Here is a 10,621-nt window from a genome sequence, read left to right on the forward strand (position 1 = left end):
AACCTTCTACACCAAGAACATCTTGCTGAATGAAGGTCTGCGTGCCTGGATGGCACCGGCTGACCAGCCGCATGAAAACTTCGTCTTCCCTGAAGAGGTTCTGCCCCGTGGAAACGCCCTTTAATTCAAACCTGGTTGTCGGGGGCAAAGACCTCGACTCCACAGGGTATGCCTGGTGGGCCGGTAACGCCCGCCTGATCAACCTCTCCGGCCGCCTGCTCGGCGCCCACGTGGCCCACGCTGGCCTGATGGTCTTCTGGGCCGGCGCCATGATGCTGTTCGAAGTGAGCCACTTCACCTTCGACAAGCCCATGTACGAGCAGGGTCTGATCCTGTTCCCCCACGTAGCCACCCTCGGCTACGGCGTCGGTCCTGGCGGTGAGGTCACAGACCTCTACCCCTTCTTCGTGGTGGGTGTGCTGCACCTGATCAGCTCGGCCGTGCTCGGTCTGGGCGGCCTCTACCACGCCCTGCGCGGCCCAGAAATCCTGGAGAACTACTCCTCGTTCTTCTCCCAGGACTGGCGCGACAAGAACCAGATGACCAACATCATTGGTTATCACCTGATCCTGCTTGGCGTCGGCGCCCTGTTGCTGGTCTTCAAGGCCATGTTCTTTGGCGGTGTCTACGACACCTGGGCTCCGGGCGGTGGCGACGTGCGCCTGATCACCAACCCCACCCTGAGCCCCGGTGTGATCTTCGGTTATCTCACCCGCGCCCCCTTTGGTGGCGAGGGCTGGATCATCGGGGTCAACTCGATGGAAGACATCATTGGCGGCCACATCTGGATTGGCCTGATCTGCATCTTCGGGGGCATCTGGCACACCATCACCAAGCCCTTCGGCTGGGTGCGCCGCGCCTTCATCTGGAATGGTGAGGCCTACCTGAGCTACAGCCTCGGCGCCCTGAGCTTCATGAGCTTCATCGCCTCGGCCTACATCTGGTTCAACAACACCGCCTATCCTTCGGAGTTTTACGGCCCCACCAACGCCGAATCCTCCCAGGCCCAGAGTTTCACCTTCCTGGTGCGCGACCAGCGCCTCGGCGCCAACATCGGTTCGGCCATGGGTCCCACCGGTCTGGGTAAATACCTGATGCGCTCCCCCACCGGTGAGATCATCTTCGGCGGTGAAACCATGCGCTTCTGGGACTTCCGCGGCCCCTGGCTCGAGCCCCTGCGGGGCCCCAACGGCCTGAGCCTCGACAAGCTCCAGAACGACATTCAGCCCTGGCAGGTGCGCCGGGCGGCTGAATACATGACCCACGCCCCCAACGCCTCCCTTAACTCGGTCGGCGGCATCATCACCGAGCCCAACTCGGTCAACTTCGTGAACATCCGCCAATGGCTGGCGTCCACGCAGTTTGTGCTCGCCTTCTTCTTCCTGGTGGGCCACCTCTGGCACGCAGGCCGCGCCCGCGCCGCCGCTGCCGGTTTCGAGAAGGGCATCGACCGTCAGGCCGAGCCCACCCTGGCCATGCCTGATCTCGACTGAGATCGGCGCTCCCGCCATCTCGATTTACAACAGCCCCCGGCCCAATCCGGGGGCTTTTTTGTGGCCTAACACCAAGCTGCCTGAATTTCTGCTAGGTATCGGAGTTAGGTATTCCTCCCCCTGAATGCAGTCCCTGCCCCCGGCCCTGATCAGGTTTCTCTCGGCAGGGTTGCTGAGCACCAGCCTCCTGATCTCGGCCCAGGCGAGCCAGGCCCAGGCAGGCATCAGCGGACCGGCGCCCGGCGTGATCTGCGACCAGGCTGGCCCGACCTGCTACGACCGCCAAGGCCCATCCATCGGCCTGACCCAGACCTATTTTGGCTTGATTGCTGCCAACCGACTCACGGCCGAACTGCGTGAACGGCCGACGAGCAATGACTTCCGGCTCAGCAATGGCACCGTGTGCGAACTGGGGCGATCCGCATGCTGGAGCGATGGCTGGCAAAGGGCCCAACTCGATACCAAGCTCACCCAGCAGCTGTTTGGCGCCCTACCTCCTTCTGCTAGTGGATCTGGCAGTGGTCTGCAGGGACTGCAGGCTCCCAAGGCAGGGGTGGTCTGTGACCCCGGCGGCCAGCTCTGCTACGACCAGGCTGGCCTCTCCTTAGGCCTCACCAGGGAGTATTTCGGCGCCTATGCGGAGCAGGCGGCCCTGCGCAATCTCGGCGGCCAGGCCCCACCGCGCCAATTTGCGCTGAGTAACGGCAGCGCCTGTGACCTCACGGCCCGCACCTGCTGGAGTGATGGCTGGGGCCGCCAACAACCCAATGCTGCCCTATCCAGCCAGCTGTTCACTCCCCCCCCAGGGAGCGGAAGTAGCAACACCAGTGGAAGCAATAGTGGCGGCAATAACGTCACGACAAAGACAGCCCAATGCAGCCTCACCCGCTGGTTCAAGCCTCTCTATCGGGGCAGTTGCGAGCTGCGTGAGATCAGGGGCGGCCGCGGCAGCCGCCTTGAGGTGAGCCTCCAGGACGGGGTGGGCTACACCATCAGCAAGCCTCGCGGGGGTAGTTATCAGATCAGCGATTCAAAGGGCAGCATCTGGCCGTTGCAGGTGCGCGACCAGGGTCGGATGATCACTTTTATCTGGTCAGATCGGGTGCTGAGTGTCACCCCTGAGAAGGCGCCCAGTAGCGGCTCTAGCCTGGGGCAGCTGATTGACGGCCTATTGGGCCAGTGAGCCAGCGGCGCAGCAGCGGCAGGCTCAGGCCAATCACATTGCTATAGCAGCCCTCGATCCTCTCTACCAAAAGCCCACCACGCCCCTCCAGGGCAAAGCCACCGGCGCACTGGAGGGGTTCACCACTGGCCACGTAGGTGGCAATCTCCTCTGCATTGATGGCCGCAAATTGCAGGCGGGTGGTAACTACGGCGATCTGGACGTTGCCCTCCAGCAGCGGTGAGATCCCAGGCATGAGGCAATGGCCGGTAATCAACTCCCCCCAGCCACCCGCCATCCGCAACCAGCGCGAACGGGCTTCATCGGCGTCTGCGGGCTTGCCGAACACCTCCTCCTCAAACACGAGCAGCGAATCACAGCCGAGCACGGCGGTGCAGGCCGGCTCCCCCAAACCCACCTGCTGCATCCCCTGCCACACCACCTGAGCCTTAGCCCGCGCCAGCAGCTGCACCAGCTGCGTGGGATCGGGATCTTGGATGACCTCCTCATCCACACCGCTCACCTGCACGCGGTGGGGGATGGCCGCCTGCTCCAGCAGACGCCGGCGGGCAGGAGAAGCGGAAGCGAGAACGAGCATGGACATCAGGGAGAATCCTTCTATGCAACACCGGGTAGAGCCCCCCAGCGGCCCACTCCTCAACGACCAACGGGCCCTGAAGCGGGCCGCTCTAGCCCTGCGCTGCCTTCCCTTCCGGCGGGCCTTCTACGACGAGGTCAGCGACCGGGCCCTGAGCAGCACCGCGCTCTGCAGCCGGAACGACGCCTCCAGCCTCTGCCGGAGAAATCTCACTCCTGATCGGGCTGAAGCCGATTGGATCTGGCTGATCCAGCTGGGGGTGCTGCGCCGGGAGGTGGATGGCCAGGGCCTCACCGAGCGGGTGCGGCTCACTCCCATGGGCCGGGAGCTGCTGGCTAAGTGGCCCGGGGAGATTCCCACCCCCAGCGGGTTCGATCGCCTGTTGCACGGTTTGCACCGGTGGCGCCCCAGACTGTGAACGGCAGCAGCGCATAGCATTGATTAGCTATCTGCCACAGGGTGATGCCAGCAGAAGTCACGCTTCGCCAGGCTGGCGGCTCTGCGAGCGCCACGATCCCCTCCGAGATTGCCCGCCGGTTTCACCTGGCTCCGGGAGATCGCGTGCAGGCGATCGCAACAGAGCACGCCATCCTGATCCTGCTCTCCCGCTTCGATCCCACCGTGCAGGAAGCGCTGGCACTCGCAACAGATGCGGCGCGCCAGTTCCAACCAGCCCTGCGTGAATTGGCCCGTTGAGCCGCATCCACCCCTTCAGCGATGGGAACAAACGGGGTGGGTTTCTCGTAGCCGTTGTGTTGTTTTGACGATTCAACGGCTTGCTGCAGGCGACCTTCCCTGGTCGGAACTGGAACGTTGGTTTGTCGACCACAGCCGGGCCAACAGATGAGCCAGCTCCCTCCCCAGCCCCTGATGGTGCTGGGCACCAGCAGCGGTGCCGGCAAGTCGCTGATGACGGCCGCCCTCTGCCGGGTTTTGCGCCGCCGCGGCGAGAGGCCCTTGCCGTTCAAGGGCCAGAACATGAGCAACAACGCCTGGGTGGACCAGGTGGGCGGCGAAATGGCCTACTCCCAGGCCCTCCAGGCCTGGGCGGCCGGGCTGGAGCCCCACCACAGCATGAATCCGGTGCTGCTCAAGCCCCAGGGGGATTCCACCAGCGAAGTGATCCACCTGGGCCAGTCGGTGGGGCTGGCGCGCGCCGAGCACTACTACCGCGACTGGTTCCGGCCGGGCTGGGCCGCCATCCGCCAGGGGCTGAACGAGCTGCAGGGCTCCCACCCCGATGGCCGCCTGGTGCTGGAGGGGGCCGGCAGCCCGGTTGAGGTGAACCTGCAATCCCGCGACCTCACCAACCTGCGGCTGGCGCAGTTTCTGAGGGCCCGCTGCCTGCTGGTGGCCGACATCGAACGGGGCGGTGTGTTCGCCCAGATCGTGGGCACCCTGGCCCTGCTCAGGCCCGTGGAGCGCCCCCTGATCCGCGGCCTGCTGATTAACCGCTTCCGTGGCCGCCGCGAACTGTTCGACGAAGGACGCCGCTGGCTGGAGGCCCACACTGGCGTGCCCGTGCTGGGGGTGATGCCCTGGCTCGATGAGCTGTTTCCCCCGGAAGACTCCCTCGATCTGCTGGAGCGCCGCGGCCGCAAGCGGGACGCCGCGCTGGAGATCGTCGTGCTGAAGCTGCCGTCGCTGAGCAACTTCTCCGACCTCGATCCCCTGGAGGCCGAACCCAGCGTCCAGCTGCGCTGGCTAGCGCCGGGGGAGCCGCTGGGGGCCCCCGATGCGGTGATCGTGCCGGGCAGCAAACAGACCCTGCGCGACCTGGCGGCCCTGCAGCGCTCCGGCCTGGGGGAGGCGCTGCACGCCTACGCCGGCGATGGCGGCCAGGTGTTCGGCATCTGCGGGGGACTGCAACTGCTCGGGCGGGAACTGCGGGATCCCGAGGGCCTGGAGGGCGGCGACACCGGCACCCCAGCGGGGGGGGCCGTGCCGGGCCTCGACCTGCTGCCGCTGCACACCTGCTTCGGCGGTGCCAAGGCCCTGCGCCAGCGCAGCAGCCAATCACTCTGGCCAGGCGAGGGCCTCAGCCTGGAGGGCTTCGAGCTGCACCGCGGCATCAGCACCCCTGTGGCCGCCAGCGGCCTGCAGCCCCTGGCGAGCGACCCGGACCTGGGCCATTGGCAGCCCTACGGCACCCAGGGCGGCGTGGTGGCCGGCACCTATCTGCACGGCGTGTTTGAAAGCGGCCCCTGGCGTCGCCGCTGGCTCAACCAGCTGCGCCAGCGCGGCGGCCTGCCGCCGCTGGCGGAGGATCAACCCCACCACAGCCGCCAGCGAGATGCCCTGCTGGACCGGCTGGCCGATGCCTTTGAGGCCCATGTAAACCTCGAGCCCCTGCTGGGCCCCTAACCCACCCCCCATGGCCGCCTCCCCCGTCACTATCCGCTGGCCCAATGGTCAAACCAGCCAGTGCCTGGCCGGGTGCGACTGGCTGGTCGCCGCCCGGACGGCGGGAGTCACCATCCCCACCGGCTGCCTGGGGGGCAGCTGCGGCGCCTGCGAAATCGAGGTGAACGGCCAGGTGGTGCGGGCCTGCATCGCCACCGTTCCCGCCAGCCGCAGCGGTGCGCTCAACGTGGAGCTGGCCAGCGACCCCTACTGGTGAGGTCCCGTGGCTGGGGCGGGATCGGCCTGGATCAGGCCGCCGCCCAGCAGCACCTCACCGTCGTAAAACACCGCCGCCTGGGCGGGAGTGATCGAGAACTGCTCCTCGGCAAAGGTCAGCTGAACCCGGTGGGGCCGCTGGGCCGCCCGGTCGGCATCGGTGGCGGGCAGGGGGGTCAGCAGGGCTCGCTCGGGCGAGCTGCGGTAGCGCACCTGCACCTCCACCTCGATGCCACCCACCGGGGGCTCAATCGAGACCCAATTCACCGCTCCCACCACCGCCCCCGCCCGGGCAGCCTCAGCGCGGGGGGCCACCACCACCTGGTTCATGGCGCCATCGAGCTTCACCACATGCAGGGGCTCGCTCCAGGCCACCCCCAGCCCCTTGCGCTGGCCGATGGTGAAATGCTCAATCCCATCGTGCTGGCCGACCACCGTGCCATCTATGAGCACGATCTGGCCGGCTCGAGGCGCCAGGTAGGCGTCCAGGAAGGCTTTCATTGAGCCGTGGTGATCAGCCAGGCAGAGGTCTTGGCTCTCGGCCTTCTGGGCGGTTCTCAGGCCATGGCGCGCGGCTTCGGCGCGGGTGTCGGCCTTGGTGAGTTCGCCCAGGGGAAACACCAACCGGCCCAGGGCCTCCTGGGGCAGGTCGTAGAGGAAGTAGCTCTGGTCTTTGTGGCTATCGCGACCCCGCAGCAGCTGGTGGCGGCCGTTGTCGCTCAGGTCGCCGTGGTGCACCCGGGCGTAGTGGCCGGTGGCGATGCGGCCAATGCCACGCTCCTGCTCGGCCCACTGGAGCATCGGGCCGAATTTCACCTCCCGGTTGCAGCGGGAGCAGGGCAGGGGCGTGACGCCTGCCGCGTAGCCCTCCACCAGAAAATTGACGATCTGGGCCTGGAAGTGCTCGCGAAAGTCGACCACATGGTGGGGGATGGAGAGCTGTTCGCAGATCCCCGCCGCATCCACCAGCCCCTCAGCGCAGCAGGCACCCTTGCCACTCATCAACCAGAGGGTGAGCCCCTCCACCTGCCAACCCGCTTCCACCAGCAAGGCTGCAGTCAGGGAGCTGTCCACACCGCCGGAAAGACCCACCGCCACCCGCTGTTCACCCGGCCAGGCCCGCAGCCGCTCCAGGGCGGCACGACCTGCAGGGGTGCAGGCCAGAGCGGGGCTCCCAGAGTTGGCAACGGAGACAGACAAAAGGGCAGACAGCCAGCGGTAGTGCTTCCATCATGAAACCCAGCTGCCCTGAGGAGTTGGTGCCAACACCCGCCACAGCCGCCTGGCCCCGCCGCGATGGCGACCATCTGCTGGTGACCAGTGCCGAGATGGCAGACCTGGAGGAGCAGCTGTTCCACAGCGGCATGCCGGTGGCAGCCCTGATGGAAAAGGCGGCGCTGGCGCTGAGCCGCAGGCTTTTGCAACGGCATGGCGACCATCTGGCCCGCCACGGTGCCCTGGTGCTGGTGGGTCCGGGGCACAACGGCGGCGATGGGCTGGTGATCGCTCGCGAACTGCACCTGGCCTCAGTGGCCACCGCAATCTGGAGCCCCTTCGAACGGCACAAGCCACTCACCGAGGCGCACCTGCGCCACTGCCTGTGGCTGGGCATCCAGCGGCTCAGCCAAGCGCCTGATCCAAGCGGCAGCGAACTCTGGATCGATGCCCTACTGGGCATCAGCCAACAACGCCCCCCCGGCGAGGGGATCCGGGTGCTGCTGGAGGCCCGCCAGCGGCAACGGCCTGGGGCCCTGGTGGCTGTGGATGTGCCCACGGGCCTCAGCGCCGACAGCGGCAGGGCCACCGGCCCGATGCGGCCCCAGGCAGTCACCACTTACACCATTGGATTGATCAAGAGCGGGCTGGTGCAGGACCAAGCCCTGGCGGCGGTGGGGGAACTTGAGCGAATCGACCTGGGTTTGCCCGGGGCCCTGCTGAACGCCCTGCCAAACCACATCCCGCTGGGGCTGGGCGAGCGGGATTTGGCCGAACGGCCCAGGCCACCCCTGGATCCGGCCGCCAGCAAATATCAGCGGGGCCGACTGCTGCTGCTGGCCGGCAGCGAGGCCTTCCGGGGAGCCGCCAGCCTGGCCCTTGCCGGGGCCAGCAGCAGCGGTTGCGGCAGCCTGCACGCTGCCTTGCCCGCCTGCCTGGCAGCCGACCTCTGGCAGCAATACCCCCACGTGGTGCTGGACCAGAGCCTGCCCTGCGATGGCCAGGGCAACCTGCGCCTGGATCAGCCCATCGAGCTCAACCGCCAGCGGCTTGACGCCCTGCTGGTCGGTCCAGGCATCGGTCCAGGCATCGGCCCTGGCGCCGAGTCGCAGGAAGGTGCCTTTTGGCGCAACTTGCTCGCCTGGCCGGGGCTGCTGGTACTCGATGCCGACGGCCTCAACCGGCTGAGTGGCCCGGCCATCCTGGGGCTGGGCCTCAATGCCTGCGCTTGGCTGCAGCAGCGCCAGGGGCCCACCTGGATCACGCCCCACCCCGGCGAATTCAGCCGGCTGTTTCCTGAGCTCAGCGGCAGCCCAGCCCCTGTTTGCCTCGACGCAGCTGGCGAAGCGGCCAGGACCAGTGGCGCCTGTGTGCTGCTGAAGGGGGCCCGCAGCGTGGTGGCCGCCCCCGATGGCCGCCGCTGGCAGCTGCTGGAGGCCAGCCCCAGCAGCGCCCGGGCAGGCCTGGGGGACGTGCTCGCCGGCCATGTCGCCGGGGTGGGGGCCATGGCCATGGCGGCCACGGGCGCCGCCGATGCTGTTTGGCTGGCGGCCGCAACCCTGGCCCACGCCCAGGCGGGGCGCCAACTCAGCCCAGCCGGGCAGAACGGTGCCGCCCACCCCTTGGCAGTTGCACTGCAGCTGGCCCGATTGTGCTGAATACAACACCAGGAAGCATGTGTTGTTTTGCGATTGAAAGCTAAAGGGTTACCGAAAATACACCGCTCCTGGTGAATTTGGTTAGATATTCATTGGATCCCCCCTCTCAGCGCTCTAATGACCACATCGCTCCAGAGGGCCAGCGAAGGCACCCGGCGACGAAGTAGCGACCCCGTCACCTGGTATCTGGCGACCATCGGCCGCGAGCCGCTGTTGACCCCGGCCGAAGAAATAGAACTGGGCAATCAGGTGCAAACAATGATGCGCCTGCTAGAGGAAGAAGCTGGAGAGATTGCCAGAGAATTCACAGATCATGAGAATAAGCTGATTCGCATTGGCAAGCGGGCCAAGCAACGCATGATGAAAGCGAATTTGCGCTTAGTCGTCAGTGTGGCCAAAAAGTATCAAGGCAAGGGCCTTGAATTACTCGATCTAATCCAGGAAGGATCCCTCGGGCTCGAGCGGGCCGTCGAGAAGTTTGATCCCACCCGGGGCTATAAATTTTCTACCTATGCCTTCTGGTGGATTCGCCAGAGCATGACTCGAGCGATCGCCTGCCAGTCCCGCACGATCCGCTTGCCCGTACACCTGAGTGAAAGGCTCACAGCGATTCGCAAGGTCAGCCTGGATCTGGCCCACAAGCTGGGCGCCATGCCCAACCGCCAGGAAATTGCCGAGGCGATGGCCATGCCAATCGAGGAGCTCGACGGCCTGCTCCGCCAGTCCCTCACCACCTCCAGCCTGGATGCGCCGGTGAACGGCGATGAGGGCCGCAGCTTCCTGGGGGATCTAATTGCCGACTCCTCAGGGGAGGAGCCGCTGGATCGGGTAGAGCGGGGTATGCATCAGGAGCAGCTAGGGCGCTGGTTGAGCCAGCTCAGCGACCAGGAGCGCCAGGTGCTTCAGCTGCGCTTTGGGCTCGAGGGCCAAGAGCGCCACACCCTGGCCGAAATCGGCCGTCAACTGGATGTGTCCCGTGAGCGGGTTCGCCAGGTGGAGCTGAAGGCCTTGCGCAAACTGCGCAACATGACCCGACGCATTCCCGCCACGCTTTGAGAGACTGATCAGAGAGGCTGATCAGAGAGACTGATCACAGAGCTTGATCAGTCTTCCGCCCAGATGTAGCGGGTGAGTTCTTCAGGCTTGGGCTCGGGAGCCGCCAGGGCGAACTCGACGCAGTCGGCCACTTCAGCATCGATCTCCTGCTCGATCGCCTTGAGTTCCTCAGTTGAGGCGAGGTTCTGCTCGATCAGGCGGGCAGCCAGGGCCTTGATCGGATCCCGTTTCGCCCAGAACTCCTTCTCCGCTTGGGCGCGCAGCTCGTCTGGATCGGCCAGGGAGTGGCCGCGGAAGCGGTAAGTGAGGCACTCGAGCAGGGTGGGGCCCTCGCCGGCCCGGGCCCGCTCGATGGCGCGCTGGGCGGCGGCGCGCACCGCCAATACATCCATGCCGTCCACCTCTTCGCCGGCCATGCCGAAGGCGGACGCCTTGCGCCAGATCTCCGGATCACTGGTGGCGCGGTTGTGGTCCATACCAATGGCCCACTTGTTGTTCTCCACCACAAACAGGATCGGCAACTTCCAGAGGGCCGCCATGTTCAGGCACTCATAGAACTGACCGATGTTGCAGGTGCCATCACCGAAGAAGGCGGCTGTGACGGAGTCGCTGGAGGCATCCCCCAGGGCGTCGCGCTTGTAGCGGCTGGTGAAGGCTGCGCCGAGGGCCACCGGAATGCCCTCGCCGATGAAGGCATAGCCCCCCAAAAGGTGGTGCTCCTTGGAAAAAAGGTGCATGGAGCCGCCGCGGCCCTTGCTGCAGCCGGTTTCCTTACCGAACAGCTCGCTCATCACCTCCCGGGCCGGCACGCCGCAGCTGA

Annotated in this window: 12 protein-coding genes and 1 pseudogene; 10 read left to right on the top strand and 3 right to left on the bottom strand. The window is 66.2% G+C overall.

The genetic code is table 11. From position 1 onward, the window contains the following. The 3 genes and pseudogenes from KBZ15_RS10625 to KBZ15_RS10635 all read left to right on the top strand — a co-directional run. A pseudogene (locus KBZ15_RS10625) lies at window positions 1-124 on the top strand (photosystem II D2 protein (photosystem q(a) protein)); the annotation flags it as partial. Beyond that, the gene (psbC, locus tag KBZ15_RS10630; protein WP_261357561.1) at window positions 72-1,493 is read left to right on the top strand and encodes a photosystem II reaction center protein CP43; all 1,422 of its coding nucleotides are present in this window, start codon (window positions 72-74) and stop codon (window positions 1,491-1,493) included. The pseudogene KBZ15_RS10625 and the gene psbC, both read left to right, overlap by 53 nt. Before the next feature lie 124 nt (window positions 1,494-1,617). After that, window positions 1,618-2,676, top strand: a complete 1,059-nt coding sequence (locus KBZ15_RS10635; protein ID WP_255015204.1) for a YcgJ family protein — start codon at window positions 1,618-1,620, stop codon at window positions 2,674-2,676. Here the strand turns inward: KBZ15_RS10635 and KBZ15_RS10640 are convergent. Further along, a complete protein-coding gene (locus KBZ15_RS10640) occupies window positions 2,636-3,253 on the bottom strand; it encodes a nucleoside triphosphate pyrophosphatase (RefSeq protein WP_255015206.1) in 618 nt (205 codons plus the stop codon). The two genes, KBZ15_RS10635 and KBZ15_RS10640, sit on opposite strands and share 41 nt — an antisense overlap. A gap of 22 nt (window positions 3,254-3,275) precedes the next feature. Between KBZ15_RS10640 and KBZ15_RS10645 the strand changes: the two genes are divergently transcribed. The 5 genes from KBZ15_RS10645 to KBZ15_RS10660 all read left to right on the top strand — a co-directional run bounded on the left by KBZ15_RS10645 (window position 3,276) and on the right by KBZ15_RS10660 (window position 5,873). Then, entirely contained in the window at window positions 3,276-3,671 is a 396-nt protein-coding gene (locus KBZ15_RS10645; RefSeq protein ID WP_255015208.1) for an Npun_F0494 family protein, read from the top strand. Between the two features lie 44 nt (window positions 3,672-3,715). Next, entirely contained in the window at window positions 3,716-3,949 is a 234-nt protein-coding gene (locus KBZ15_RS10650; protein ID WP_255015209.1) for a hypothetical protein, read from the top strand. Beyond that, window positions 3,946-4,017: a Fic family protein gene (locus tag KBZ15_RS18680; RefSeq protein ID WP_396123437.1), complete on the top strand. Its 72-nt coding sequence runs from the start codon at window positions 3,946-3,948 to the stop codon at window positions 4,015-4,017. Before KBZ15_RS10650 ends, KBZ15_RS18680 begins: the two co-directional genes overlap by 4 nt. A gap of 106 nt (window positions 4,018-4,123) precedes the next feature. After that, window positions 4,124-5,617, top strand: a complete 1,494-nt coding sequence (locus tag KBZ15_RS10655; RefSeq protein WP_255015212.1) for a cobyric acid synthase — start codon at window positions 4,124-4,126, stop codon at window positions 5,615-5,617. A gap of 10 nt (window positions 5,618-5,627) precedes the next feature. After that, window positions 5,628-5,873 carry a 2Fe-2S iron-sulfur cluster binding domain-containing protein gene (locus tag KBZ15_RS10660; RefSeq protein WP_255015210.1) on the top strand — a complete coding sequence of 82 codons (246 nt, stop codon included), beginning with the start codon at window positions 5,628-5,630 and terminating at the stop codon, window positions 5,871-5,873. Here the strand turns inward: KBZ15_RS10660 and mnmA are convergent. Beyond that, window positions 5,864-7,036, bottom strand: coding sequence for a tRNA 2-thiouridine(34) synthase MnmA (gene mnmA, locus KBZ15_RS10665; RefSeq protein ID WP_255015213.1), 1,173 nt, complete (start codon window positions 7,034-7,036; stop codon window positions 5,864-5,866). The two genes, KBZ15_RS10660 and mnmA, sit on opposite strands and share 10 nt — an antisense overlap. Window positions 7,037-7,131: 95 nt before the next feature. Here mnmA and KBZ15_RS10670 point away from each other — a divergent pair, with 95 nt between their 5' ends. Together KBZ15_RS10670 and KBZ15_RS10675 are read left to right on the top strand one after the other, a co-directional pair. Beyond that, window positions 7,132-8,745, top strand: coding sequence for an NAD(P)H-hydrate epimerase (locus KBZ15_RS10670; RefSeq protein WP_315859874.1), 1,614 nt, complete (start codon window positions 7,132-7,134; stop codon window positions 8,743-8,745). 117 nt (window positions 8,746-8,862) lie between these two features. Continuing rightward, entirely contained in the window at window positions 8,863-9,801 is a 939-nt protein-coding gene (locus KBZ15_RS10675; RefSeq protein WP_254932044.1) for an RNA polymerase sigma factor, RpoD/SigA family, read from the top strand. Window positions 9,802-9,848: 47 nt separating this feature from the next. Here KBZ15_RS10675 and KBZ15_RS10680 read toward each other — a convergent pair. After that, the coding region (locus KBZ15_RS10680; protein WP_255015211.1) for a thiamine pyrophosphate-dependent enzyme at window positions 9,849-10,621 on the bottom strand (773 nt) is incomplete at its 5' end.

It is taken from the genome of Cyanobium sp. BA20m-p-22 (assembly GCF_024346275.1).
Classification (GTDB): domain Bacteria; phylum Cyanobacteriota; class Cyanobacteriia; order PCC-6307; family Cyanobiaceae; genus Cyanobium_A.